A 26965-nucleotide genomic window follows, 5' to 3' on the forward strand; every position below is an offset into this window, starting at 1 on the left:
ATACCATTTGAGCATACATGCTGAGGTTATTTCCCATACTGTCGTGGACTTTGTCCAAACCATCTTTTAAAAGCATGGTTAAATGCTGCAGGTTCTGAATATCCAAGCATTTCAGCTATTACTTCGATCGAATACTCTTTGTACTCAATCAATCGAAGCGCTTTCTCTCGAATGAGTTGCTCCCGTATTTGCTTATAGCTTGTATTCAGTTGGTTAAGCTGATGTCGCAAAGTACGCTCTGGAATATTCAAAGCTTGAGCAGTTTCTGCCATTGTTGGAATCTGCCCCGTTTGTAAATCCAAATAATCGTGAATTCTTTGAATCAACTGGTGTTGATTCAATTGTTGCGCATTTAATCTTTCGATCTCAGCATTACATCTTTGTTGGTGGACATTAAATGTGATTTGATCAGCTGAAGGCAACTTCAATTCTAAAATTTCTGCATCAAAAATCAGTCGAAATTTGTCTTGTTCAAACCGAACTTGTTCACTGAAATAATTCAAATACTTGTTCAAAAAAATGGATTCTTTCGGTCGTGAAAACGGCAATTCAATCTGCACTTCAGGAAAAGGCAATCCTATCATTTTGTAGATATCTTGCACGAATTTAACCGTACCTGAAATTTCACATTGAGCCCTGAACTCATCAACTTCACTTTGTAAATTGAGAGGCTCATAACATAAAGCCGCATAGACACTCGTCTGCTCTAATGTAAGTCTACCCGATAAATGGGTAAGCGCTTGATAGCGTATTCCATTTGTGAGAGCCGCACCGACATTCGGGCTTGTGACCAATAGCATGAGAAGCGGACCATAGCCTGCGAGCGCATAATGTTGACCGACATCTAAACCGAGCAGCGGGTTAACCCCTTTAGCAATAATTCTTTGAATGATTTGTTCTAATTCAGGTTGAATCGTTGAACTCGGATCTAAGGCGTCCGCCTTTAAACCGACAGCTTCCAATCTTTCGTCCACATTTATTCCGACTTGTCGCATACCCTGTATGAGATACAACAAACCTAGAATCGACCTTTTCATAAATCAGAATTTTAAAATTAAAGTTGCATATGTTTTACCCTAAAAAAAAGGGAAAGAATATTGCCGAAAATATCAATATTAAATGTCAATGAAATCATGTCAGTTTCAGTCCAGACTGCTTATGATAGCTTCAAATAATATAAACGAGTATTAAAATGGAAGTTACATCAGATCAGCTAGATACAAATTCAGTCGACTTAACTGAAACGCAATTCATCAAGAAAAATTCTAAAATTGCGATTATCGGCGCCGGATTTGGAGGATTAGCCACAGCTATTCAACTTCTTAAACGCGGCATTGAAGATTTTGTTATTCTTGAAAAAGCTAAAGATGTAGGTGGTACTTGGCGTGAAAATCAATACCCAGGTGCTGCATGTGATGTGCAGTCTCATATGTATTCATTATCTTTTGCACCAAAATCTGATTGGACAAAACGATATGCTGAAGCACCTGAAATTTTCCAATACATTCAAGATCTTATTCAAGAATATGATTTAAAAAAATTTATTCAATTTGATACCGAAGTCATTTCGACACGCTTCGATGAGCAAGCTCATACGTGGGAAATATCCATCAAGAATCAAAGTGCTCTACACAGTCAATTCCTTATTTTTGCCTCTGGTCCATTGCATATTCCTCAAATTCCAAAGATTAAAGGAATCGAAAAATTTAAAGGCGAAGTATTCCACTCCTCATCTTGGAATCATGCTTATGACCTGAATGGTAAACGTGTAGCCAGTATCGGCACAGGTGGAAGTGCAATTCAATATATTCCTGAGATTGCACCAAAAACCAAACAGTTATACGTGTTTCAAAGAACGGCTGCATGGGTAATACCGCGCGATGAACGAGCTTATAATGCTTTAGACAAAAAACTATTTGCCCAATACGACTGGTTTAGAAAATTGCATCGAGCACGCTTATATTGGTCTAACGAATCACGCGTAGTTCCGATTGTAAAACCTCAAATGATGCGACTGGGTCAAAAACTTGCAGAAGCTTTCATTCGCTTCCAAGTCAAAGATAAAGAAATAGCAAAAAAACTGACACCAGATTACACCATGGGGTGTAAAAGAATTTTGGTATCAAATCGATATTTCCCAACATTTAATCGCAAGAATGTAGAGCTCGTGACGGGCAGCATTCAAGAAATTACTGAAAATGCGATTGTTACCAAAGATGGTCAAGTTCGAGAAATAGATTGCTTAATTTACGGTACTGGTTTTATTACTGATCCACGAATTTATTTAAAAGATTTTAAATGTTATGGCGAAAATGGTATTGAGTTGAAAGAAGCATGGAAAGAGGGTGCTGAAAGCTACTATGGAATTTCTACCAAAGGATTTCCAAATCTCTTTCAACTTTTAGGCCCGAATACTGTTTTAGGTCATAACTCAGTAATTTTTATGATCGAATCTCAAGTGAATTATATTCTGCAATTGATTGAAGCTGTCGAAAAATCCAAGACTAAAGCAATTGTGGTCAAAGATGTAGTCCAAGAAGAATTCAACCGTAAAATCCAAAAAAAATTTGCAGGCACAGTTTGGCAATCTGGCTGTGTGAGTTGGTATCAGCAAGAAGGCGGAAAGAATTTTTCACTTTGGCCGAGTTATACATGGAAGTATTGGCTAGAAACCAAAAATGCAAATCTAGCCGATTATCGTTTCTTAAATTAAATGAATAAAAAAAAATCAGCTCAATTGAGCTGATTTTTTTTACTGAGCCAGCGCTTTTTGAATATCATCTTCAATGCTTTCTGGTTTAGTTGTAGGTGCATACCGATTAAGCACTTTGCCATCTTTTCCAATCAAAAATTTGGTAAAGTTCCACTTAATTCCACTTCCTAAAATGCCTTTGCTGTTGTTGGTGAGATACCGAAAAATCACATGGGCTTCAGGACCTTTTACATCCACTTTAGCGAACATCGGAAAGGATACACCGTAATTTCTCTGGCAAAAACTACCAATTTCTTCGTGCGTACCCGGATCTTGCCCACCAAATTGATTGCACGGAAATCCTAATACCTCAAAACCTTGATCTTTATACTTTTCATACAGCGCTTCCAACCCTGCAAATTGTGGCGTAAATCCACATTTGCTGGCTGTGTTGACTATCAATAGCACTTTACCTTCATAGTCCGAAAATTGCTTATTTTCCCCTTCTAGCAATTCTGCCTCAAATTGATAAATATTGGTCATGGATAGGTTTCCTCATCATTTTTTTCTTGGGTTTTTAATTCTAATGAAGCTGAGTTTACACAATAACGAAGACCTGTAGGTTCAGGTCCATCCTCAAAAACATGACCTAGATGTGCGTCACAATGATGACAAACAATCTCAGTACGAATCATGCCATGTGAGTGATCGTCATGTTCTTCAATGACTGTTTGGCTGATTGGACGATAAAAACTAGGCCATCCACAACCACTGTCATATTTGGTTTCTGAAGTAAATAAAGGTTCGCCACAGCAACGACAAACATAAGTTCCTTCTTGTTTGGTATTCCAATATCGCCCTGTGAAAGCAGGCTCAGTTCCCTTTTGACGGGTAATGCGATACTCCTCTGGTGATAACTCTCTTTGCCATTCTCGGTCTGTTTTATTGAGTTTTCCCATGATTAACTCCTTTAAATCTTTGACATTCAATGTCATGCTTCAGTACCTTCATATTTACGCTAGAGCTTGAAAAATTTCTAGCTAAATTTCTACATAGATTGTGATATTTAGTAATCTATTTTTATTCACTCAAAAATAATTGGATGGGAATATGTCCGTTTTAGGTAACACTACTCCACGCGAAATTAAGAAATCGTCTAAGCTCGAGCATGTATGCTATGACATTCGTGGACCTGTGTTACGCGCCGCCAACGAAATGGAAGAAGCCGGACATAAGATAATTAAACTCAATATCGGCAACCCAGCCCCCTTCGGTTTTGAAGCACCTCAAGAAATTATCAATGATGTTGCGTTGAACTTACCAAATGCAATCGGCTATACAGACTCAAAAGGGATTTTCCCTGCCCGCAAAGCGGTTTGTCAGTATTATCAACAAAAAGGTATTTTCAATATGCATGTCAATGACGTGTATATTGGGAATGGTGTTTCTGAGCTGATTGTAATGGCTATGCAAGGCCTGTTAGATGACGGCGATGAAATGCTGGTACCAATGCCAGATTATCCATTATGGACTGCTGCCGTTAATCTTTCTGGTGGTACAGCAATTCATTATAAATGTGATGAAGAAGATAATTGGTATCCTGATATTCAGGATATGGAAAACAAAATTACGCCTAATACTCGTGGGATCGTGATTATCAATCCGAACAACCCAACGGGTGCTGTTTATCCACGCCATGTCTTAGAAAAAATTGTCGCTCTTGCAAAAAAATATGACCTGATTTTATTTGCTGATGAGATCTACGATAAGATCGTTTACGATGGAATCGAACATGTATCGGTCGCTGCCCTTGCGGGTAATCAACTGTGTATTTCATTTAACGGATTATCTAAATCCTATCGAATTGCTGGATACCGTTCAGGCTGGATGGCAATTACGGGTGATAAGACTCGTGCGGCAGATTATATTGAAGGTCTAGATATGCTCGCGTCAATGCGCCTGTGTGCTAACCATCAAGCTCAATACGCTATTCAAACTGCATTGGGTGGCTACCAGTCTATCAACGATTTAATTCGTCCAGGTGGTCGTTTGTATGAGCAACGCAATATTGCTTGGCAAATGTTGAATGAAATCCCAGGTGTAAGCTGCGTTAAACCTGAAGGTGCAATGTATTGTTTCCCTAAACTTGATCCTGAAATTTATCCTATTCAGGATGATGAACAGTTTATGCTTGACTTCCTCAAAGCAGAAAAAGTTTTATTGGTTCAAGGTACAGGATTCAACTGGCCTACCCCTGATCATTTCCGTGTGGTGTTCTTACCTGCCGAAAATGAATTACGTGAAGCAATCAATCGTTTAGGAAGATTCTTAGCAAAAATGCGTTAATTCGGTCGTTTTATGTGAATGATGTATTTAAAACCCCCAGATTTCAATCTGGGGGTTTTATATTTAATATTTTGATTATTTCATGATATTAATTTCATTTTGATTATATACAAACACCCTTCTTTTCCTTTATCGTGATTAAGCATTATCCATGCACAATACTATAAAAAACATTTAGGAAAAAAGATGAAAAAGACGCTAACCGCACTGACTCTATCGATTGGCTTGTTATTACCCCTAGCGAGCTTTGCTAAAAATAACGTTGTCGTCGTTGCAACTGGGGGAACGATTGCGGGTGCTGGTGCAAGCTCAACCAACAGCGCCACTTACACTGCCGCAAAAGTTCCAGTTGATGACTTACTGAGTGCCGTTCCTCAAATTAAAGATTTAGCCAATGTGAGCGGCGTACAAGCAATGCAGGTTGCTTCTGAAAGCATTACAGACAAAGAATTACTTTCCCTTGCCCGTCAAGTCAATGATTTGGTTAAAAAGTCAGATGTAAATGGCGTTGTCATTACACATGGCACAGATACTTTAGAAGAAACCGCTTTTTTTCTTAATCTAGTCGTACAAACGGAAAAACCTATTGTTGTTGTCGGCTCAATGCGCCCATCGACGGCTTTATCTGCGGATGGCCCACTAAATTTATATAGTGCAGTTGCTCTGGCAGCAGACCCGAGTGCAAAAAATAAGGGGGTGTTCGTCCTTATGAACGATAGTATTTTTGCAGCTCGAGATGTGACTAAAGGCATTAATATTCATACTAATGCCTTTGTAAGCCAATGGGGAGCTTTAGGGACGTTGGTAGAATCTAAACCTTATTGGTTCCGAAGTTCTGTTAAGCGATTTAATCAGCGGTCAGAATTTAATATCGAGAATATTAAGGGTGATACACTCCCATTAGTTCAAATTGTCTATGGCTCTGGCAACATGATTCCTGATGCTTATCAAGCGTATGCCAAGGCTGGGGTTAAAGCCATTGTCCATGCAGGTACAGGAAACGGCTCAGTCGCGAAAAATATTGTTCCCACGCTGAATCAACTTCAGCAAAGTGGTATACAAATTGTACGTTCTTCACGAGTGCCACAAGGATTCGTTCTCCGTAATGCCGAACAGCCAGATGACAAATATGGTTGGGTAGTTGCACATGACTTCAACCCTCAAAAAGCTAAAATTTTAACCGCGCTTGCTTTATCCAAAACCAAAGATGCAAAAGAAATACAACGCATGTTCTGGGAATATTAAGCCCAATTTTCATGTTATAAAAAAGTGCCGAATGGCACTTTTTTTGATTGATATAAAATCGCCTTTATTCAAATCGAAGATAATTTGTGCGAATCATATAAAATATCGTGGATTCTCAGCTCTAAATCACTTTGCATGATAAAATACGCTCTGCTCTTGTAAAGGACTCATCTATGCAGTTTGTTCATCTCGGTGTTCATACAGAATTTTCTATTACTGAATCAATCGTACGTATACCTGATCTAATGAAGTCTGCTGTACAGGATTCTATGCCTGCACTCGCGATGACAGATTTATCGAACTTACATGCAGCAGTGAAGTTTTATACCTCGTGTCTTAAAAAAGGGATTAAACCTATTTTAGGAAGTGTGATTCGTTTGAATGATGAATCACATCGTATGACTTTACTGGCGATGAATAATGAGGGTTGGCGTAGTTTAACTGAAGTAGTATCACGCGGCTTTATTGAAGGACAACAACTCAGTATCCCGTGTGTAAAAAAAGAATGGGTGTTAGAACAAGCGCCGGGCATGATTGCACTTTTAGGGATTAAAAGTGATGTTGGAGAAATGCTGTGTTCAAGTAGCCCTGAAAAAGCTGAACCCTTACTTGAAGCTTGGATAGAAAAATTTGGCAACCGTGTCTATTTAGCACTCACGCGCACCAATCGCCCACAAGAAGAAGATTTTATTATTGAAGCTGTTAAATTAGCCGCAAAATATCAAATCGGTGTTGTCGCTCATAATGATGTTCATTTTATTAGAGAAGAAGACTTTGAAGCCCATGAAGCGCGCGTCTGCATCGCAGATGGCTATGTTTTAGGTGATAATCGTCGTCCACGTACTTACAGCCCTGAGCAATATTTCAAAACAACAGCGCAAATGGTGGAGTTATTTGCTGATATCCCCAGTGCTATTCAAAATACAGTTGAAATTGCTAAACGCTGTAATGTGACACTTCGCTTAGGTAAATACTTTTTACCTGACTATCCAATTCCTGAAGGTCATACAATTGATACCTTCTTTGCCCATTTGTCTAAAGAAGGATTAGAAGAACGTCTTAATCACCTTTATCCTGTGGAGAAACGTGGAGAAGACTGGCCTGAAATTCGCAAAGAATATGACGATCGATTAGATTTCGAAATCAAGATCATTAACTCGATGGGATTCCCAGGTTACTTCTTGATTGTCATGGACTTCATTCAGTGGTCCAAGAACAATGGCGTACCTGTAGGCCCGGGCCGTGGTTCAGGTGCAGGCTCATTAGTTGCATACAGTTTAAAAATTACAGATTTAGATCCACTACCATACGGACTTCTTTTCGAACGTTTCTTAAACCCTGAACGTGTTTCGATGCCAGACTTTGACGTGGATTTTTGTATCGCAGGTCGTGATCGTGTAATTGATTATGTAGCACGAACTTATGGGCGTGACGCTGTATCTCAAATTGCAACATTTGGTACGATGGCAGCGAAAGGTGCAATTCGAGATGTTGCACGAGTTTTAGGTAAGTCTTACGGCTTAGCAGATCGTATTTCTAAAATGATCCCGACTAAACCTTTGGGTTTAAGTTTAGAAGAATCTTTAGAAGCAGAACCACAACTTAAAGATATTGTAACCAACCCATCCAACCCAGATTATGAAGATGCATCAGAAATCTGGGAAATGGCGCTTAAACTTGAAGGAATAACGCGTAACACTGGTAAGCACGCAGGTGGTGTTGTAATCGCACCGACCAAGATTACGGACTTCTCAGCTGTACTGTGTGACGAAGATGGTACCGGTCGTGTCGCTCAATTTGATAAAGACGATGTTGAGGCGGCAGGACTTGTTAAATTTGACTTCTTGGGGTTGCGAAATCTTACTGTAATTGAAGATGCTATTCAGCACATTAACCAACGATTAAAGTTTGATATACCTCTAAAGATTGAGAATATTCCGCTAAATGACAAAGCTGCATATTCGATATTTGCCGAAGCAAATACCACTGCGGTATTCCAATTTGAATCCGTGGGCATGAAAAAAATGCTCAAGGAAGCACGCCCAAGTAAATTTGAAGAAATTATTGCCTTCGTGTCATTGTACCGCCCGGGCCCAATGGATCTAATTCCAGACTTTATTCATCGTATGCATGGTGGAGAGTTCGAATACTTACATCCCCTATTAGAAGGTGTCTTAGAACCAACATACGGGATTATGGTATATCAAGAACAGGTCATGCAAGCAGCACAGTATTGTGCAGGATATAGTCTAGGTGGTGCGGACTTACTTCGTCGTGCGATGGGTAAAAAGAAACCTGAAGAGATGGTTAAACAACGCCAAATCTTTATTGAAGGTGCTGCAAAAAAAGATATCGATGAGCAAACGGCGAACCATATCTTTGACTATATGGAAAAATTTGCAGGCTATGGTTTCAACAAATCACATGCTGCAGCCTATGCATTGGTGGCTTATCAGACGGCTTGGTTAAAAGCACACTATCCTTCTGAGTTTATGTCCGCTGTACTGACTTCGGAAATGCAAAACACAGACAGTATTGTATTTTTGATTGATGACTGTCGTAACAATGGTCTCGATGTGTTACCACCTTCCGTCAATATGTCGATTTATCAATTCCATGCAATTGATGAAAAAACCATTGTATATGGTCTAGGTGCAATCAAGGGTGTTGGTGAAGCAGCAATGCAATCTGTCATTGATTCACGTAAGCAACTTGGACCTTATAAAGATTTATTTGATTTCTGCCATCGCATTGATCTGAAGAAAATCAATAAACGTACACTTGAAGCTTTGATTCGCTCAGGTGCATTAGATTGTCTCGGGCTTGAACGCGCGACTTTAATGGCTCAATTGCCTGAAGCTGTACAAGCAGCCGAACAAGCTCGTTCAAACCGCGAAACTGGCATTATGGATTTATTTGGTGAAGTTGAAGAAGTTCAACGTAAACCTACTAAACCTGTAAAACCTTGGTCTGATGAAGTCCGTTTAAAAGGTGAAAAAGACACCTTAGGTTTATATTTAACGGGACACCCGATCGATGTGTATCGCCCCGAGTTAAAAGCGTTTATTTCTAACAAAATTAATGAGCTGACTCCAACACGTCGTGGAGTAACTACTGTATTTGCCGGCTTGGTTGTGGATGTCGCAAATTTCCCTAACCGCATGATGATCACACTCGATGATGGTACTGCTCGAATCGAAGTCTCAGCAAATCATGAACGCTTCCAACGTTTTAAAGACGTTATTGTGAATGAAAGAGTGATCGTGATTGAAGGTGAAATTTATGAACGTGAAGGCTTCGACCGTCCGATGGGACGCCTTACTAAGGCGTTTACATTAAACGAAATTCGTCAAAAACGTGCGAATCACATCCTCATCAAATTACAACCTGAGCATATTCAGCCAAATCTTGGTCAAGAGCTTTCACAGATCATTCAACCATTTTGTGATGTAGATATGTGTCAGCATGTGCCATTACAAGTACAACTCGACTTTCCATATGCAACGGCTGATTTTCATTTACCACCACAATGGAATGTCGCACCACTCGATGACTTATTGTTCAAACTGCGCGACTATTTTGGTAAAGAGGCCTTACATGTGGAGTATCATGTCAAGTCAAAAGCTGCACGTTCCCACGCCGCAGAACCAAAATCAGAACCAGTCATCACATCACATGCCTCTCCACCTGACCAGATCAGTATGGATGAAGCAATGGATCAATACATGACGGAAGTCAGTCAATACTCTTAATTTTGGAAGATTTATGAATTTAATTGATAATGCTGCTGTCTCAGCGCATTTGTCTCATGTGCGTATTGTCATGGTGAATACTACCCTGCCTGCGAATATCGGTAGCGCACTTAGAGCAATGAAAACCATGGGGCTTTCAAAATTGGTTTTAGTTGCACCTAAAACTTATCCTCATCCTGATATTGATGCACTTGCAGCCGGTGCAACCGATTTAATTGATCAAATTCAGATTGTAGAAACGCTTGAAGAAGCCATCGCAGATTGCCATTTAGTCTTTGGTACAAGTGCTCGTAGCCGAACTATTCCATGGCCTTTATTAGATGCTCGGCCTGCTGCTGATAAATCGATGCAAGCGGTGATCAAAGAACAACAAGAAATTGCCGTAATATTTGGGCGTGAAGATCGCGGATTAACCAATGAAGAGTTGGCTTTGGCGAATTACCATGTGACCATCCCTGTGAATACAGACTATGGGGTACTCAATGTCGCTCAAGCCATTCAAATTATTTGCTATGAAATGCGAATGGCGACCACGGCTCTCATGGAACAAGTTGAAGATCCTCAAGCAGTTATGAAAGTGACTGATGAAGATTCTATGCATTGGGATGAGCCGTTGGTAACACATCAACAGATGGAACAATTTTATCCTCATTTTGAAAAAATGTTGCACGAAATCGAGTTTTTAGACCCAGAAAACCCACGATTATTGCCTTTACGCTTGCGTCGCTTATTCGGACGTATACAATTAGATCGTATGGAGTACCATCTTCTTAGAGGTATTTTCAGTCGTGTTCAGGCATTGAACAATGGCACATGGAAAAAGTCAGATTCTAAAGAGAAATCAAAAGATGCTTAAACAGCTTAAAGAAGATATTCAAGCTGTGTTTGCCCGCGATCCTGCGGCGCGCAACACATTTGAAGTTTTAACCACTTATCCAGGAATTCACGCACTGATTATGCATCGTGTTGCGCATGAGCTTTGGAAAAAAGAGTGTAAAACTTCAGCCCGCATGCTGTCTTCTTTTAGTCGTTTTGCAACTGGTATCGAAATTCACCCAGGTGCCAAAATTGGCAAACGTTTTTTTATTGATCACGGTATGGGTGTGGTCATTGGGGAAACAGCTGAAATTGGTGATGATGTGACGCTCTATCATGGCGTGACATTAGGTGGCACCACTTGGAATAAAGGCAAACGTCACCCAACTTTAGAAGATGGTGTAGTCGTTGGCGCAGGTGCGAAAATTTTAGGACCATTTACCGTGCATAAGAATGCGAAGGTGGGTTCGAATGCTGTGGTCACCAAAGAAGTCCCTGAAGGTGCTACTGCCGTAGGTAACCCAGCGCGATTTATTATTAAAAATCAGCAAAAAGATTTGGACAAAGAATCCGAACGACGCAATTATGCAGAAAGCATCGGTTTTCAGCCGTATGCGACAACCCAAGATCAATCAGATCCTATGTTAGAAGGTATGCGAGTATTATTGGATCGTATACAGCACAATGAAAAGCGCATGAACACTCTATGTCAGCGACTTTCATTACTTGATCCAACATTTAATAACGCTCAAAGTAATGGACAACCATTTAGTGCTGAAGAGTTAAAAATCATTGACGAAGTTCGTCGTGAGTGCGAAGCTCAAACTGCACAATCAAAAGCTTAATGTATAAGTTTGACTAAGTTAGGTGAATCTGAGTTGCATGTTGTTTCGACTTTTCATAGACTCAGATACAACCTGAACTAGAATTTAAAAACATAATATTGGAAGAAAATATGACGATTAAGCCCCTCATTGCCACCATGATCGCTGTTTCATTATTGAGTGCTTGTAGCTCTCCAGCAGTAAAAAAACAATCTAAAACAAACGATCCAATCGTCTTTTCTGAGCCTGATTTAAGTGCGCCATTTTATGCATTAAATCCTTTTAATTATAGCCAACCACCAGTATTCGAGCTTGAACTAAAAAAAGCTGCTGCTGCACCACTTCAAAAACTTGAGGTGACTGATCCAAATAATCCAAACAGAAAGATGATCCTCGACCAAAACAAATTAATCGTACCGACTGTGAATAGTTCACAACGTGCGATGAAATACACGGTTTTAGCGGGTCAAAATGAAATCGATATTACAGAAATTGATGACTTCCTCCAGATGGTTGAAGGTAAAGCACGTCACTATCCTCCTCGCTTTACAGATCGTCAAGAACGTCGCGGTTTTGAAGCTAAATTACGTGAAGTTTCAGCTCAACTAGATACTTTAGCAGCGAAAGATAACGCGTCATTCGATATCCTAATTCGTGCATTTAAAGCAAGTATATTGGGTCGTAACCTCGATCTTGGTTCTGCTTATACCACTAAATCATTAAAATATGCACAACAAATCCTGAAGATCAACAAAGAAGACGCTGAAGCGAACTTCTGGTTTGGTTTCTCTTTGTCTGAAGGTGGTGGTCAAAAAGAAGCTATTCCATATATCGATAAGGCCATCAAAGCGGGTGTTCAAGAAGCTTATCTCGTAGCTGTTAATAACTACCTCGCATTGAGCCAAAAGAAAAATGCAATCACAACTTTAAAAAATTACAAGGTGAAATATCCTGAAGAAACTGAAGTTGCTGACCGCTTGATTCAAGAAATTGAGAAACAAGGTCGTTACAATGTTTGGCAAATTTTAAACAATCCAGCGAAATCATAATCTTATTAAAAAAAAATAGACTGATCATTCAGTCTATTTTTTTTAGCACTTATTTTTATCTCCCTAAAAATAACGTATGCTCAGCGTTAATGATTCATGCTGACAGTTGAAAATATGTTTATGATGAACAATAAATACATCGGCGTCCTACTGCTCGCAACACCACTATTTATGACAGGTTGCCAAGTCGTCAGTGTAAAAAATCAAGCGCTTAATGTTTCGATCGCGAATGAACGAGATAGCATATTAACGCGTAAAAAAATGAGTGAAGCGAGTCTTAATGTCCTCTCCATGACAGGCAGTGAGGCTGAAAGTTGTTCTAATGATCCAGATAAATGCGTATCTGATCTAAAAAAAATAAAACAAATTCAAGATGAACAACTTTATTCAACTGCAAGTGAAGCATATTTGACACGGGCATTAACCCTCAGTAATTCTTCTGATTGTAATACCAGTTTAATTAATAAATATCAGTCAGAAGAAAAGCAAAAACTTCATCAAGAAAACTATAGTCAATGTCTTGACCAACAGTTAGCAATGCTTGATAAAAGTATTCGTTATAGTTATGCCTATCTATTCAAGACAAAACGCCAACCAAGCGACCGTATTTTCGATAATAGACAAGTTCAAATACGAGATTTCTACAATCAAGCCTTGGCGAAAATGGTGATGACCTATGGTATGCGCTATACGGGTGAAAAAGTTCCCAAACAAATAAAAATTGGTGAAAGCATTTATACCATCAACTATGACCATTACCCTCAGATTGCTAATCAAAAATTAGATAGCCTGCTTTCAAGCTACAACCTCAATTTTAGTGGCTTGCGTTCGATTAACCGTCGGGATGGTTTCGGTGCGGAATTTGTCGCAACGCTTCCAGCGCCAGAGCGAAATAGCGATTCAGGTAAATATATTGTAGATCCATTAAATCACGCTTATAAAAATGGTCGTAACCCTAATATTCATCCACCACGTTATCTTTCAGTCACGATGACTGCTGAGCCTGCGCGTCAGAGTAATGTAGAGGATATTCTGAATGACCCGCATTTCACCCTGAATATTTATGATCCTTATGGATTAGATCAATTAAAAGTAGGTGGAAAAGTTTATCCCTTAGCTGCGAATTACTCTGCACCTTATGGTTTGTGGCTTGCCGAAAATAACTTAGGTGCTGCTGCATATTTGAGTTTGATTGATCGTGACAATACAATCACAATGCCCCATCTCTTTATGCTCGAACCCTATAATCCAAACAAAAAAATTATTGTTTTGGTGCATGGACTTGCAAGCAGTCCAGAAGCTTGGATTGCATTAACCAATGACATTATGGGAGATAATGTTCTAAGAGAGCATTATCAAGTTTGGCAAGTATTTTACTCAACCAATATGCCAATTTTAGAAAGTCGCTTTCAGGTGAATGCGATCATTCAACAAGCATTTAATTCACTTGATCAATCTACAGCATCAGCTAAAGATGCAGTTCTGATTGGACATAGTATGGGTGGTATTATTTCAAGATTATTGGTGAGCCAAGCTGATTTAACACAACCTGCATTGTCTCAATTAAAAAATTCTCAAATTAGCCGCTTTAAGAATGAACCTTTATTTAAAGCTCGTTTACAAATCAAACCTGTGCCACAGTTCAATCGTGCTATTTTCTTAGCAGCACCTCATCGAGGTACAGATTATGCTGATCGTTGGTTTACACGAGCTGCGCGTAAAGTGATCAAGTTGCCAGGTGCATTTTTGGGTGCATTTGCTGAATCGCTCTCAGATAAAGATATTAATATTAAACATTTTGTCAAAGACTTAGGTCATGGATTGATTCAAAATGGTCCGAGTGATCTGAGTCACAACTCTCCTTTCACCAAATTAACCTCACCTGTGACGCCAATTAAAGGATTTAAATTTCACTCCATCATGGGGAATGTGACTGAGAGTAAAGATCCTAATGTTATGTCAGATGGGATCGTGCCTTATCAGAGTGCTCATCTTAAAGGGGCACAATCTGAGATTATTATCAAAGGTGGTCACTCAATTCAGGAAACGCCTGAAGCTGTTTTGGAATTAAGACGAATCCTAAGACTTCATTTGACAGAGCTTGGAATTGCCAAATAACGATTTCCTTTAGCTTTTATCAGGCGATGTATCAAAGATGCATCGGCTTTTTGTTTTTATAGTCCCAAAGGACGACTTTTGAATCCCACTCATATTTTTAACTACCTTCTCCATAAAATATTTGAGAAAAAATGGATAACGATTAGAACAAACTGGATAGCCTGACTCCGTTAATCACTGTTCAATAGATTCAAAGATAAATGAAATCAAGTGATATAAGGAGTTAGACCATGGGATCTCGTAGCAGCATCGAATGGCATGATTTTATTGAAGGATGTATCGATTTTCGACCAGAGGATGGCGTCTATCGTATCGCACGTGACATGTTTACTGAACCAGAACTTTTTGATCTAGAAATGGAAATGATCTTTGAAAAGGTGTGGATCTACGCGTGTCATGAAAGTGAAATTCCAAAACCAAATGACTTTGTCACTGTTCAAATTGGTCGCCAACCGCTCATCATTAACCGTGATGGTCAAGGTAATTTAAATGCAATGGTCAATGCCTGCGAGCACCGTGGTGCTACATTGACCCGAGTTGCTAAAGGTAATCAATCCACATTTACCTGCCCGTTCCATGCTTGGTGTTACAAATCGGATGGTCGCCTCGTAAAAGTTAAAGCTCCTGGTGAGTATTGTGATGACTTTGATAAATCATCACGAGGTCTAAAAAAAGCACGTATTGCAAGTTATAAAGGATTTGTCTTCGTTAGTTTAGATACAACAGCTACAGACACCTTAGAAGATTATTTAGGTGATACACGTGTTTTCCTTGATCTTATGGTTGAACAATCACCTACAGGTGAATTAGAAGTTTTACCGGGTAAATCAGCATATACCTTTGCTGGAAACTGGAAGCTACAAAATGAAAATGGTGTAGATGGCTACCACGTAAGTACTGTTCACTATAACTATGTCTCTACAGTTCAATATCGTCAGCAACTGAATGCACAAAAAGGGACTGGACCAAAGGACACACTTGATTACAGTAAATTAGGTGCTGGTGATGACACAACTGATGATGGTTGGTTCTCATTTAAAAATGGTCATAACGTTTTGTTTAGTGACATGCCTAACCCAACTGTACGCCCTGGTTACGCAACTGTGATGCCATATCTGGTTGAAAAATATGGTCAAAAACGTGCTGAATGGGCAATGCATCGTCTCAGAAACTTGAACTTATACCCAAGCCTTTTCTTTATGGATCAAATCAGTTCGCAACTTCGTATTATTCGTCCAGTTGCATGGAATAAAACTGAAGTCATTAGCCAGTGTATTGGTGTTAAAGGTGAATCGGCTGAAGCACGTCGTAACCGTATTCGTCAATTCGAAGATTTCTTCAACGTATCGGGCTTAGGCACACCTGACGATTTAGTCGAATTCCGTGAACAACAGCGTGGTTTCCAAGCTCGTTTAGAACGCTGGAGTGACATTTCGCGCGGTTATCACAAGTGGAATTATGGCGACAGCCCGAATGCTCAAACATTAGGGATCAAACCAGTCATCACGGGTACTGAAATTACTCAAGAAGGTTTATATGTCAATCAACACCAAGTTTGGCGCGATCTCATGTTAAAAGGCTTAAAAAATAAAGCACTTAAACTCACTGAAGATACTTCTGAACCACACGAATGCCCTGCATCACAAGCGACAACTGAGGAGGCTTAATCATGACACAAGCTCTTGTACATCAAGTTTCTCAATTTTTATATGAAAAATCTGCGCTTTGTGACAACTATGAATGGGACGCATATCTAGAACTCTATGACGAAGACAGCGAATACCACATTCCACAATGGATCAGTGACCATGAATACGTCACTGATCCAAACCAAGGGCTTTCATATATCTATTATGAAAACCGTGCTGGCCTTGAAGATCGCGTATTCCGTATAGGAACTGGTAAAGCTGCATCAGCTACGCCCCTTCCGCGTCTCATGCATGCGATTCACAACATCCGTGTAAAAACACTTGAAGACGGATTATTAGAAGTTAAAGCGGGTTGGTCGACATTCTATAACCGCCAAGGTTTAGAAGGCTATTTTTACGGGCATGTCACTTATATCCTTCGTCAACATGAAGACACTTTCCGCATTCGTAAACAGCACACCATTTTGTTGAATGACAAAATTGATTCTGTGCTCGACTTCTATCACGTTTAAGGAGTAAAAGAATGAGTCATTCTGTTGCACTCAACTTTGCAGATGGTAAAACGTTCTTTATCTCTGTGAATAATGATGAGCTTTTACTTGATGCTGCGTTCCGTCAAGGTATCACATTGCCTTTAGACTGCCGTGAAGGCGTTTGCGCAACCTGTCAAGGGCAATGTGAAAGTGGCAATTACACTCAAGATTATGTCGATGAAGAAGCATTAACCGAACGTGATCTGGCAGAGCGTAAAATTTTAGCTTGTCAAACACGAGTGCAATCGAATGCTGCATTCTATTTCGATCATGACTCAAGTTTCTGTAATGCTGGTGAAACACTTCAACTCGAAACCAAAGTGACTCACGTAGAATTAGTCTCTGAAACTACGGCAATCATTCATGTAGATGCCAGTCAACATACGCAGAAAATTGATTATTTACCGGGTCAATATGCTCGATTAAAAATTCCTGGTGCAAATGATTGGCGTTCTTATTCCTTTGCCAATTTACCCAATGAAGGTAATCAATTACAGTTTTTAATTCGCTTACTGCCGCAAGGTCTCATGAGTGACTATCTGCGAGATCGAGCAAAAGTTGGGGATACAATTTTACTCGAAGCACCTTTAGGAAGTTTTTATCTTCGCGAAGTGGAAAAAGAAAAGCCATTAGTCTTTGTCGCAGGAGGTACTGGATTGTCAGCATTTTTAGGAATGCTAGATCAAATTGTGAAACAACCTCAAATTCCACCAGTACATCTATATTATGGTGTAAACAAAGAGCAAGATTTGTGTGAACAAGAAAGGTTAAAAGCATACTCAGCTAAGATTCCACACTTTGAGTATCATCCCGTAATCGGACAACCTTCTAATGATTGGACTGGAAAAAAAGGATTTATCCACGAACATTTAGATCAATCGCAATTAAGCGAATCAGCATTCGATATGTATTTGTGTGGTCCGCCACCAATGATCGATGCTGTCAAAAATTGGTTAGCTGATCACCAGATAGACAACGGACGTGTTTACAGTGAGAAGTTTATTCAAAGTCATAGCTCTAGATAATTAAATGAGCTGATGACAATCACTAAGGACTATCGTTAATATTCTTTGCAAACGATAGTCCTTTTTTGTTCTAACGTTTGAATATATGGAAATTTTAAATGCAAAAAATAATTGTAAATGACGTTATTGATCGGGAAAAAATGTCCCCTTTACAATGGACAGTTTTCTTTCTGGGGTTTTTGGTTTTTTTCTGTGATGGATTAGACACTGGCATCTTAGGCTTTATTGCACCAGCATTGTTAGATGATTGGGGGATTTCAAAACCAGATCTAGCACCTGTGCTGAGTGCGGCCTTAGTAGGCATGTCGATCGGCGCCATTATCTCAGGACCATTATCAGATAAATTTGGACGCAAGGGTGTCATCGTAATGACGACTTTGTTGTTTTCAATTTTCACCATCATGTGTGGATTTGCTTCTAACACACAAGAACTTATGATCTATCGTTTTATTACAGGGGTCGGACTTGGTGCGGCTATGCCGAATATCAGCACAATGGTATCCGAATACATGCCTCTAAAACGTAAAGCATTCCTGACCGGATTAGCAGGTTGCGGATTTATGTTAGGGATCTCAAGTGGCGGTGTCTTATCTGCGTTCTTATTAGAGAATCAAGGGTGGGCAAATGTCATTATTATCGGCGGTGTAATCCCACTGATCGTATTGGTATTTTTGATTACCAAGTTACCTGAATCACCTCAATACCTCATCAAACAAAATCGTCAAGAAAAAGCAAAACCAATTCTTGAGAAGATTCACGGTCAAACATTTGATCAAAGTACTGTATTTGTTCTACCTGAAGCAGAAGTATTAGATCCTAAACAAAGCCCTGTTAAAATTTTATTTAGCAAATACTTTTGGGGTTCAGCAATGCTTTGGCTGTGTTGCTTTACCAGCCTAATGGTATTTTATCTGTTAACCAGCTGGATGCCGACTATTCTTAAAACCGCTGGATTCACAACAGAACAGTTTAGTTTAATTGCAGCGATTTTCCCATTTGGCGGTGTGATAGGTGCATGCTTTATGGGGTGGTATATGGATAAAGTTAATCCAAATACTGTGATTAAATATTCTTATCTCGCAGCATTTGTATTGTTCTTCGTAGCAGCATTCGTAAGCCAAAGTATTGTTTTACTCGGTATTGCAATTTTCTTAATTGGCGCATTATTAGTGGGTGCTCAATCATCACTACTTCCATTAACAGCACTGTTCTACCCTTCAGTGTGCCGTGGTGTAGGTGTTTCATGGATGCATGGTATTGGTCGTATCGGTGCGATCTTAGGTGCGTTCTACGGATCACTGATTTTTACTTTTGAATTATCTCTTGCAGGTATTTTCTATGTCCTAGCAATTCCGACATTTATTTCGTTTATTGCGCTCGCATTAAAAGGACTAAAACAACCTGAATCAGCCAATACTGCAACTGCAGAGGTAACGCAGTAATCTCAACTCAGTCATTAAAAAGCCCCAATCAAGGGGCTTTTTTTTAAACCATTATTTTAAGTGTTTCACTCGGGAGAACCCCATATTTGGCTTTGTATTCTTGAGAAAATCGTCCTAAATGTCTGAATCCCCAGTCATAAGCCAATCTTGAAATGGAAATATTTGCATTGTTCTGCAGCAAAGCATGATGAATCTGTTCAAGTCTATAGTTTTTTAAATAATCCATAGGACTCATATGAAGCGCTTGTTGAAACTCACGGTATAAAGTCGATTTTGAAGTTCCCGATATCATGACTAAATCTGATGCATCCAACTCTTGATCAGCAAAACGATGGATAAACTCTCTGACCACCATGACTGGCTTCGGAAGTTGATACTCTTGGAGCGATCTTAATTCATTGGAATAATTATTGTGCTGGGTTAAAAGCAAAGCCTTAATCAAAAAACTTTCATAATCTTGAGAAAGCAGATTTAAACCATCAAAACGAGAATAATCTTGCCTGAGCGATAAACATTGTTGAATATTATTCCACCACAATCTTAGGAAGTTATCTTCACTAAATGGCATATCTGGCTCAAAAATCACCCGCTCTTTAACAGGTTTAGAAAGCAAATTGGAAAGTACAGATTTGACACTTTCTTCAGGAATCACCACTTGAAATTTTTTACAATTACGGTGAATGATGAGTTCTTGCTGATCCTGACTAGAAACAATGATTCCATTATTACTGTGTGATAAATGAGTTTCTCCATTCATACGCAATGTTTGCTGTCCATGAATAGGCAAACTGATACTGTATGCACCTAGCTGCTGAATTTGAATAGACACATCAGTGCCATAACTGATACAGCCAATTGCCATTTTTTTACTCGGCAAGCGTATACCTGAATAATGAAAATCAAGCTGATCTTTACGAGCAGTTTCTAATTGATGTGAACCACAAATAAGGCTCATTAATCGTTGAGCAACATTCAATTCACGCGATGCGTGACTAAGATCCTTATGTTGGCTGAGTGTGATCATCCTGTTCACCTAGCTATTTTGAATCATGATAGATACTATAAAACATTTTTAATAATAATGTCGAAATAAAGTCTCTTCGCTTCGACTAAATATTTAAATATATTTTTGAACACAGATTAGTAAATTAAAAAATACTAATTTGGTATCTTATATTACTTAATAGGTATTTTTATTTTTTATATTATTTTCATTAACTTATATTAAAATAATAATGATAAAAAATTCGGTTTTATTTGACATTCAGCGATTATAGAGATAGATTTTTAAATAAGTCCTAAGGATAGGACTGATATAAATAAATGTAATTTTTTCAATTACCACTATAGCTATTAAATTTTAAAATTATTATTTCTGGTCTGAATATTGCTTCATTTATTTATATCGTAAATCTCATTCCATGATATCAATTTAACACTACTGTCATGGTACGGACTACTAATGAGCCAAAAGGATTCACAATGAACCAGCTTCATTCCTCTCAGCTAACTGGGCAAAATTTTAGTAATGAATCAATTTTCAACAGTCAAAACTTGGTCTTCAATCAAGCAGATTTGAGCGAAACTTGTAAAAATGTAGGGCAAATTTTTAAGCCTCATGCTCTTAAAGTGTTAAAATCAGCTAAAAATTTTAGTGCAAGCATGCATCATGTTCAAACTGGGGCTCTTTCTATCAGCCGCTTGGAATATGGCGCAGATGTATTGATCGAACCAGATCAACTTGAAAAGTTTTATCTTATTCAGATTCCTACTCGAGGCTATGCTGAAATTGAATTTGGTCAAGATAAATTTATTTCATACTCAGAAGTAGCGTCAATTATCTCACCTGACCAATCACTCAGAATGCGCTGGCGTGCTCACTCCCCTCAACTCATTCTCAAAATTTCAAAAGATGATTTTGCACATCATTGTCAGCAACATATCGTGAAATCTGAACAAAAAAATGTAATTTTTAATCCTCGACTTGATTTTACCACTCAATCTGGTGGTTATTTTCTGCAACTTTTGAGAACCATGATGGATGCACTTAAATGTGAGCATCATCCTCTCCACCACCCACTTGCATTTAAGCAGTTTGAATCAAATCTATTTAATGCGCTAATTTATGGACAACCAAATAATGCTTTTTTTAAAGCAAATTCTCATCATGAGAAAAAATTAGCGCCCTACTTTATCAAACGTGCTGAAGCATACATTCACCACCACTTACATGAACCACTCAACATAGAAGTCTTGGCGGAACAATCAGGTGTAAGTGCACGAACACTCTTTGCAGGATTCAAAAACCATTTTGGCATTACCCCTATGGCATATTTACGTGAGCTTCGTTTTGAACAAGCTCATCTTGAACTGATGAATAATGAACATGCCACGGTCACTGATGTTGCATTTAAGTGGGGCTTTACTCATTTAGGTCGTTTTTCACAAGAGTACAAACGTCGTTATGGCGAGCTGCCATCATCAACGCGTAAGATTACACAAAATTCACTCTTCTCTTAATTTTATGTCTGTCAATAAAAAAGCCTGTGAAATCACAGGCTTTTTTGATTAGAAATGATGAATGTATCGAATTTGAAATCGATCGCCTTCAGTTCTATTTTTTGCATCATGCTCAAAATATGCATTTGCGACTACATGATTTTTTGGCGAGTGACTATACATAAGTCCAGGTCCAACTGCCCACACACTTTCTTTGCGACCATCGACTTTTACACCATCAACTTTAGTATCGGTAAGCTGTTTTAAATAGTACCCACTTAAACCCAATCGAATCTGATCATGTACAGCATATTCAGATGCTAGGTTAATGTGTACTGCTTGCCCCGCTTGGATGTCATCAGCAGCACCAAAACCATAAGTTGGATCATCATTTTTAAAATTATACAAATAATGAGCGCGTGTCGAAGCTGTCCATTTCGGATTAAACCAATACGTTGCAGCCCAATATGGATTGAAGGAAAATGCATTATTACCCGGATTAATATCACGGTTTTGCTGATATTCCCCTGTTGGCAAATTTATCTGTAATTCTATTCGATGGACAAATTTTGGTCCCTGTTCACCCATGACTGGATCAAACTGGAGAAATGGACCAATCATCAAATCTCCAAATCCACTTTTAGCTTTTAAAGCTTGATTATTTAAACCATCGTCAACACTGATTTTACTTAAATAAGGGATAAGTAAATTCAGACCTAGACTTGAATGAGCAGTCGGTTTATAGGTCGACATGTAACTTAATTGCTCGACAATCACTTGATAATTTAAATCTGTTTTGGGCAATGGAAGCTTTTGTCCACTCGCATCTCTCAACTTGTCACTGTCATAATGTTGAAAATACGTTTGCGAATACCAACCAGGTCCAGCTGGTAGTCCACCATCTAGAAAACTGGTCATACCCAAATTCACAGTCGGTAAATCATAAGCAAAAACATGTGATGAATTTGCTGTAGTAAACAAGGTTAAAGCACTTAATATAATTTTATTTTTCATGTGTATTTCCCATAAAAAACCACGATTATTCATCGTGGTTTTTAAAACAATGATTAAAGGTCTGGATGGCTCGCTGCAATTTGGTAACGACCAGCATGAAATACTAAGGGCTCACCAGCAGTTTGTTGATATTTTTGAATTTCACCGATAAAAATCAAGTGATCACCACCTTCGTATTGCTGTACATTTTTACAAACAAGTGTAGCAAGTGCTTCGTTCAGTAATGGAACACCAGTATCACATTCACCATGATCAACTGTGGCAAACTTATCTTGTGCACCACGGGCAAAATGGGTAGAAAGCTGATGCTGCTCCTTCGTTAACATATGAACTGCAAAGTGCTCAGCTGCAACAAAATCGGGCAAACTTGGTGCTGTTTTCGACAAGCTCCACAACACAAGCGGTGGATCTAATGACAACGAAGAAAATGAATTGGCTGTCATACCCACTTTTCGTCCATCCGTTCCACGTGTGGTGATTACGGTAACACCTGTGGCAAACTGACCAAGAAGATTACGAATCTCGCGAGGATTACTGATGTCAATCTCTTGCAGATTAATTTTATCTAATACATCCATTTTTAACACCTCAGTTCCATCAAGCCACTTGAGAAACTTGATCTGTTTCTAATAATTCTTTCGCTGCGTTTTCGTCAAACCACCACGGTGAAAAGTTACGTGGATCATCAAAATTATTAACGATCTGAGAAGCTAAATTGTGATTTTGAGAGGCTGCACCTAGCAGCTCAACAACATGAGGTTGAGGTGGAACCAATAAACTATTTGTCCAGCTCACGACTTTTTCAGCATATGACCAATATTTCTCAAACGTTGACTCCATCCAATCTTGAGTAAACGCTTGATTACCGTGTGCTAAAATCGCATCGAAATAAACCTTGCTACATTTAGCCGCATTATTTGATCCTTGACCTGTGATTGGATCATTCACCACCAATGCATCTGCCATACCAAATATTTTTTTACCAGAAGCCAATGTCATGACAGGTTTACGTACCGTTGGCGGGAAACGTCCTGCTAAATATCCGCCATTATCCGTAAGCGTTACGTCTTGACAACGCTCATACTCCCACGGCAAATGTTGTTTCAGAATTTCTAAGCTTTTATTTAAATGCTCTTCTGGTGTTTTAACTTCAGCCCAGCAATCCATAGGACCATTAGGAATTCCTTCAAAAACCATAATGTCACATGGACCATTTACTGTAAGCGCAGGAAAACAAAAATACTCACCCACCCCAGGAATAATATTAAAGCTCACTCTCGAGTATGGTGAAATTGGCTTCATTCCATTCACATAAGTCAAAGCCAATGCACGCTGAGGTTTGTCAAAAGTACTACGTTCTGCGTCACGTACAAACTCTTTAACAACTTCACCTTTACCCGCAGCCAATAGCACTAATTCATACTCGTCAGCCAAATGTTCTAATTCATTTAGACCGACATCTTGAAGAACAAACTTGCCTCCACGGCGCTGAAACTCTTCAAGCCAATAAGGCATCTTGACACGTTGATCAACAGATTGAGCATAACGCTCTAATCGCGCACTCCATTTAAATGCTCTTTCACCACTTGCTGGATGAACCAAAGCAAAACTAATACCTTCTACCGCTGGACAATGCTCTTCCCAAAAATTTAATCCTAAATCACGCTCAGTCTGTAACGCAGTATGGAACATACATTGACTAGACATGACTTTACCTTGACGAATCTCATCAGGAGTTTTATTCGACAAAATCGTGATGTCATATCCCTTATCAAGCAGTCCTAATCCAAGTTGAAGTCCTGACTGACCTGCACCAACAATTGCAATTTTTCTCATCTTTATTCTCCAATATTTAATTTATTCTGCTAAACGTGGTATTGCGGGTTGATTCGTTTCAGGCCCCATGACTGAATACCCACCATCTACTGCATAGTCTGCGCCAGTCACAAAACTTGCAGCATCCGACAATAAGAATGTCACTACATTTGCCACTTCTGCCGGATTACCCAAACGTCCCAAGAGATGATAATCACTTGCTACAGCATCAGCTTTCGTACGATTTTGTCCACTCACTTCAGAAATCACTCTCGACCAAGTCCAACCTGGTGAAACTGAGTTGACACGGATACCATCTGGCGCAAAATCCATTGCCATCGATTTGGTCAGTTGTAAAATTGCCGCTTTAGAAACTGGATATAACCAACGTCCCGTTTGAGCACATTGCGCTGAAATCGAGGTGAAATTCACCACTGACCCTTTATTTTTTTGCAAATCTTCATATACGGCACGCGTTAGCTCAACAATAGACACCAAATTGATATCTAATGCTTTTAACCAATCTGATCGTGGTGATTTGAAACCATCATCAAGATAGGTACATGCCAAGTTCACTAAATAACTGACTTCACCTAGATGATTTCTAATGCTGTTTACCGCTTCATGAATTGCAATGTCTGAAATTAGATCAGTTTGTATAAACATCACCTCATACGGATGTTGAGCAGCTATGGTTTTTCCGTAATCATCAATGTCTAAAATGGCAACTTTAGCCCCTAAATTCACGAGGCTTTGAACCACAGCCTGTCCAATCAAAGTTGATCCACCACTGACAATGGCAACTTTATCTTTAATATTTAATTCCATTTTTTGCCCCATATATTTTGATTATTCGATTGGCTTACCAGCACTCGACTCCCAACTTGGCATCAAGCCATTTGAAGGAATATCTTCATCTAAAAGTTTTTTCGCTGTTTCTACACCTGCAACAGGCAATCCTTCTGGATTAAGTAATCCGATTTGGACAAGTACAGAAGCTTGATCCCAATAAATATGTTCGTGACAAAGTTTTGGACCTCTAAACTGAATGACCCCCAACATTGGAATTTCGACATATTTTCCAGTCGGTTTTATACCTGGTAATAACCAATCAATTTCAGTGTCGTGAGTGAAACTCATGATGAATTCATCCACAACCTGAGTAGATCCCACAGTTCTAGAAATTGAGGTGATTTTCATATCTTGAGGGTTTTGATGTACAAAATGATATCGATAGAATCGCGCTAACTGGCTATATCCCACACCACCTGTCAACGTTGGAATGTGATTCACATATGGTTGAGCGACCATCGTTGCCATGGTTGCTGGTACATCGCGCGTGTCGAACTCATGTCTGATATGCTCTTCCCACAATGCAACTAAGTCATAGTGAGGGCCAACCGTTTCATGTAATGCTGTTACGGTACGTTCATGGGCAAATCGCGCCGATGGTTTGTGATAATGATCGCTGTTCGGTCGTGCAAATGCGTGATCAACACCTTCATAAACATAAGCATGAATATGTTTAAATTGTGCGCATGCTTCAGTAATTTGATTTCGCGCTTCAGCTGGACAGAATTGATCAAGTTCAGCCATGTGTAGCACAAGCTTACCCTTCACATTCGAGAGTTCATCGAGCGCTTTTTCAATGCCTACACCGTAGTAAGCAACCGAACACGCTAAGTTATCAATACGGCATGCAGCCAAATATGCAAGTTTTCCACCAAGACAATATCCAACCACTGACTGACCCGTAGTCGTGTCACACGCATCTAAAGTCGTTAAAAAATCTAAACTTTCACGAATATCATTTACACCCTGATCTTCATCATATTGCTGATAAAGTTGAAAAGCTTTTTCAAAATCCTCAGGTGTATAACCTAAATCAATGTTTGGTGCAGTACGCCAAAATAGATCAGGGACTAAAACGGTATAGCCTTCCTCTGCGAGAAAGTCAGCTTTTGCTCGCATCGCTGCATTGATACCAAATATTTCATGACACAATACAATCCCAGGACCTTTCTTTGCTTCTGGGACTGCCAAATACCCTGAATAGCGATTCCCCGATTTGGTAGTGATCTCAATCGTTTGACCTGTCATTTTTTCTTCCCTAAGACATCGAATATGATCTGATCATGAAATGAAA

General features: G+C 39.2%; 22 protein-coding genes. 13 read left to right on the top strand and 9 right to left on the bottom strand.

Going from position 1 to position 26965, the window contains the following annotated elements:
• Positions 1-26 precede the first annotated feature (26 nt).
• Positions 27-1037, bottom strand: coding sequence for an AraC family transcriptional regulator (locus AC1M9E_RS08165; protein ID WP_481587653.1), 1011 nt, complete (start codon positions 1035-1037; stop codon positions 27-29).
• Positions 1038-1192: 155 nt separating this feature from the next.
• Between AC1M9E_RS08165 and AC1M9E_RS08170 the strand changes: the two genes are divergently transcribed.
• Positions 1193-2713 carry a flavin-containing monooxygenase gene (locus AC1M9E_RS08170; RefSeq protein ID WP_481608063.1) on the top strand — a complete coding sequence of 507 codons (1521 nt, stop codon included), beginning with the start codon at positions 1193-1195 and terminating at the stop codon, positions 2711-2713.
• 39 nt (positions 2714-2752) lie between these two features.
• Here the strand turns inward: AC1M9E_RS08170 and AC1M9E_RS08175 are convergent, their stop codons facing one another.
• Both AC1M9E_RS08175 and msrB read right to left on the bottom strand, forming a co-directional pair.
• The gene (locus AC1M9E_RS08175) at positions 2753-3235 is read right to left on the bottom strand and encodes a glutathione peroxidase (RefSeq protein WP_035266096.1); all 483 of its coding nucleotides are present in this window, start codon (positions 3233-3235) and stop codon (positions 2753-2755) included.
• A complete protein-coding gene (gene msrB, locus AC1M9E_RS08180; protein ID WP_481608062.1) occupies positions 3232-3651 on the bottom strand; it encodes a peptide-methionine (R)-S-oxide reductase MsrB in 420 nt (139 codons plus the stop codon). The genes AC1M9E_RS08175 and msrB overlap by 4 nt, the downstream gene beginning before the upstream one ends.
• A 151-nt stretch (positions 3652-3802) precedes the next feature.
• Here msrB and AC1M9E_RS08185 point away from each other — a divergent pair, with 151 nt between their 5' ends.
• The 11 genes from AC1M9E_RS08185 to AC1M9E_RS08235 all read left to right on the top strand — a co-directional run bounded on the left by AC1M9E_RS08185 (position 3803) and on the right by AC1M9E_RS08235 (position 19491).
• Positions 3803-5038, top strand: a complete 1236-nt coding sequence (locus AC1M9E_RS08185) for a pyridoxal phosphate-dependent aminotransferase (RefSeq protein WP_035266106.1) — start codon at positions 3803-3805, stop codon at positions 5036-5038.
• A 186-nt stretch (positions 5039-5224) separates the two neighbouring features.
• Positions 5225-6283: a type II asparaginase gene (locus tag AC1M9E_RS08190; RefSeq protein WP_481608061.1), complete on the top strand. Its 1059-nt coding sequence runs from the start codon at positions 5225-5227 to the stop codon at positions 6281-6283.
• Between the two features lie 173 nt (positions 6284-6456).
• Complete coding sequence (gene dnaE / locus AC1M9E_RS08195) at positions 6457-10035, top strand: DNA polymerase III subunit alpha (protein ID WP_481590733.1); 3579 nt, start codon at positions 6457-6459, stop codon at positions 10033-10035.
• 13 nt (positions 10036-10048) lie between these two features.
• On the top strand, positions 10049-10891 hold the full coding sequence (locus AC1M9E_RS08200; protein ID WP_092767753.1) for an RNA methyltransferase: 843 nt from the start codon (positions 10049-10051) through the stop codon (positions 10889-10891).
• Positions 10884-11696: a serine O-acetyltransferase gene (cysE, locus tag AC1M9E_RS08205; RefSeq protein WP_035266113.1), complete on the top strand. Its 813-nt coding sequence runs from the start codon at positions 10884-10886 to the stop codon at positions 11694-11696. Before AC1M9E_RS08200 ends, cysE begins: the two co-directional genes overlap by 8 nt.
• Positions 11697-11806: 110 nt before the next feature.
• On the top strand, positions 11807-12724 hold the full coding sequence (locus AC1M9E_RS08210) for an ABUW_2363 family tetratricopeptide repeat lipoprotein (RefSeq protein WP_092767751.1): 918 nt from the start codon (positions 11807-11809) through the stop codon (positions 12722-12724).
• Positions 12725-12838: 114 nt separating this feature from the next.
• The gene (locus AC1M9E_RS08215; protein ID WP_488225201.1) at positions 12839-14842 is read left to right on the top strand and encodes an esterase/lipase family protein; all 2004 of its coding nucleotides are present in this window, start codon (positions 12839-12841) and stop codon (positions 14840-14842) included.
• A 230-nt stretch (positions 14843-15072) separates the two neighbouring features.
• Positions 15073-16509 carry an anthranilate 1,2-dioxygenase large subunit gene (gene antA, locus AC1M9E_RS08220; RefSeq protein ID WP_035266117.1) on the top strand — a complete coding sequence of 479 codons (1437 nt, stop codon included), beginning with the start codon at positions 15073-15075 and terminating at the stop codon, positions 16507-16509.
• A 2-nt stretch (positions 16510-16511) separates the two neighbouring features.
• Entirely contained in the window at positions 16512-17003 is a 492-nt protein-coding gene (antB, locus tag AC1M9E_RS08225) for an anthranilate 1,2-dioxygenase small subunit (protein ID WP_035266119.1), read from the top strand.
• A gap of 11 nt (positions 17004-17014) precedes the next feature.
• On the top strand, positions 17015-18049 hold the full coding sequence (antC, locus tag AC1M9E_RS08230; protein WP_180028207.1) for an anthranilate 1,2-dioxygenase electron transfer component AntC: 1035 nt from the start codon (positions 17015-17017) through the stop codon (positions 18047-18049).
• Between the two features lie 98 nt (positions 18050-18147).
• Positions 18148-19491: an MFS transporter gene (locus AC1M9E_RS08235; protein WP_092767747.1), complete on the top strand. Its 1344-nt coding sequence runs from the start codon at positions 18148-18150 to the stop codon at positions 19489-19491.
• A gap of 43 nt (positions 19492-19534) precedes the next feature.
• Here AC1M9E_RS08235 and AC1M9E_RS08240 read toward each other — a convergent pair whose 3' ends face one another.
• Positions 19535-20515, bottom strand: coding sequence for an AraC family transcriptional regulator (locus AC1M9E_RS08240; RefSeq protein ID WP_481590736.1), 981 nt, complete (start codon positions 20513-20515; stop codon positions 19535-19537).
• A 458-nt stretch (positions 20516-20973) separates the two neighbouring features.
• Here AC1M9E_RS08240 and AC1M9E_RS08245 point away from each other — a divergent pair, with 458 nt between their 5' ends.
• Positions 20974-22011, top strand: coding sequence for an AraC family transcriptional regulator (locus AC1M9E_RS08245; protein WP_092767742.1), 1038 nt, complete (start codon positions 20974-20976; stop codon positions 22009-22011).
• Positions 22012-22059: 48 nt separating this feature from the next.
• Here the strand turns inward: AC1M9E_RS08245 and AC1M9E_RS08250 are convergent, their stop codons facing one another.
• The 5 genes from AC1M9E_RS08250 to AC1M9E_RS08270 are packed head-to-tail and all read right to left on the bottom strand — an operon-like array spanning position 22060 to position 26919.
• Complete coding sequence (locus AC1M9E_RS08250; RefSeq protein ID WP_481592093.1) at positions 22060-23004, bottom strand: SphA family protein; 945 nt, start codon at positions 23002-23004, stop codon at positions 22060-22062.
• Positions 23005-23057: 53 nt separating this feature from the next.
• A complete protein-coding gene (locus tag AC1M9E_RS08255; protein WP_180028210.1) occupies positions 23058-23582 on the bottom strand; it encodes a flavin reductase family protein in 525 nt (174 codons plus the stop codon).
• Positions 23583-23601: 19 nt separating this feature from the next.
• Positions 23602-24840, bottom strand: coding sequence for a styrene monooxygenase/indole monooxygenase family protein (locus AC1M9E_RS08260; RefSeq protein WP_488224670.1), 1239 nt, complete (start codon positions 24838-24840; stop codon positions 23602-23604).
• A 21-nt stretch (positions 24841-24861) separates the two neighbouring features.
• Positions 24862-25647, bottom strand: coding sequence for an SDR family oxidoreductase (locus tag AC1M9E_RS08265; RefSeq protein ID WP_488224671.1), 786 nt, complete (start codon positions 25645-25647; stop codon positions 24862-24864).
• 21 nt (positions 25648-25668) lie between these two features.
• Positions 25669-26919: a dienelactone hydrolase family protein gene (locus AC1M9E_RS08270; RefSeq protein ID WP_180028213.1), complete on the bottom strand. Its 1251-nt coding sequence runs from the start codon at positions 26917-26919 to the stop codon at positions 25669-25671.
• Positions 26920-26965: the final 46 nt, after the last annotated feature.

It is taken from the genome of Acinetobacter sp. 24-47-47 (assembly GCF_057737035.1).

Coding starts and splice junctions, on each gene's coding strand:
- antC (WP_180028207.1), top strand. CDS start 17,015: ATGAGTCATTCTGTTGCACTCAACTTTGCAGATGGTAAAACGTTCTTT.
- AC1M9E_RS08190 (WP_481608061.1), top strand. CDS start 5,225: ATGAAAAAGACGCTAACCGCACTGACTCTATCGATTGGCTTGTTATTA.
- AC1M9E_RS08255 (WP_180028210.1), bottom strand. CDS start 23,582: ATGGATGTATTAGATAAAATTAATCTGCAAGAGATTGACATCAGTAAT.
- AC1M9E_RS08270 (WP_180028213.1), bottom strand. CDS start 26,919: ATGACAGGTCAAACGATTGAGATCACTACCAAATCGGGGAATCGCTAT.
- AC1M9E_RS08235 (WP_092767747.1), top strand. CDS start 18,148: ATGCAAAAAATAATTGTAAATGACGTTATTGATCGGGAAAAAATGTCC.
- AC1M9E_RS08240 (WP_481590736.1), bottom strand. CDS start 20,515: ATGATCACACTCAGCCAACATAAGGATCTTAGTCACGCATCGCGTGAA.
- AC1M9E_RS08175 (WP_035266096.1), bottom strand. CDS start 3,235: ATGACCAATATTTATCAATTTGAGGCAGAATTGCTAGAAGGGGAAAAT.
- cysE (WP_035266113.1), top strand. CDS start 10,884: ATGCTTAAACAGCTTAAAGAAGATATTCAAGCTGTGTTTGCCCGCGAT.
- AC1M9E_RS08185 (WP_035266106.1), top strand. CDS start 3,803: ATGTCCGTTTTAGGTAACACTACTCCACGCGAAATTAAGAAATCGTCT.
- AC1M9E_RS08260 (WP_488224670.1), bottom strand. CDS start 24,840: ATGAGAAAAATTGCAATTGTTGGTGCAGGTCAGTCAGGACTTCAACTT.
- AC1M9E_RS08170 (WP_481608063.1), top strand. CDS start 1,193: ATGGAAGTTACATCAGATCAGCTAGATACAAATTCAGTCGACTTAACT.
- AC1M9E_RS08250 (WP_481592093.1), bottom strand. CDS start 23,004: ATGAAAAATAAAATTATATTAAGTGCTTTAACCTTGTTTACTACAGCA.
- msrB (WP_481608062.1), bottom strand. CDS start 3,651: ATGGGAAAACTCAATAAAACAGACCGAGAATGGCAAAGAGAGTTATCA.
- dnaE (WP_481590733.1), top strand. CDS start 6,457: ATGCAGTTTGTTCATCTCGGTGTTCATACAGAATTTTCTATTACTGAA.
- antB (WP_035266119.1), top strand. CDS start 16,512: ATGACACAAGCTCTTGTACATCAAGTTTCTCAATTTTTATATGAAAAA.
- AC1M9E_RS08245 (WP_092767742.1), top strand. CDS start 20,974: ATGAACCAGCTTCATTCCTCTCAGCTAACTGGGCAAAATTTTAGTAAT.
- AC1M9E_RS08165 (WP_481587653.1), bottom strand. CDS start 1,037: ATGAAAAGGTCGATTCTAGGTTTGTTGTATCTCATACAGGGTATGCGA.
- antA (WP_035266117.1), top strand. CDS start 15,073: ATGGGATCTCGTAGCAGCATCGAATGGCATGATTTTATTGAAGGATGT.
- AC1M9E_RS08200 (WP_092767753.1), top strand. CDS start 10,049: ATGAATTTAATTGATAATGCTGCTGTCTCAGCGCATTTGTCTCATGTG.
- AC1M9E_RS08265 (WP_488224671.1), bottom strand. CDS start 25,647: ATGGAATTAAATATTAAAGATAAAGTTGCCATTGTCAGTGGTGGATCA.
- AC1M9E_RS08210 (WP_092767751.1), top strand. CDS start 11,807: ATGACGATTAAGCCCCTCATTGCCACCATGATCGCTGTTTCATTATTG.
- AC1M9E_RS08215 (WP_488225201.1), top strand. CDS start 12,839: ATGTTTATGATGAACAATAAATACATCGGCGTCCTACTGCTCGCAACA.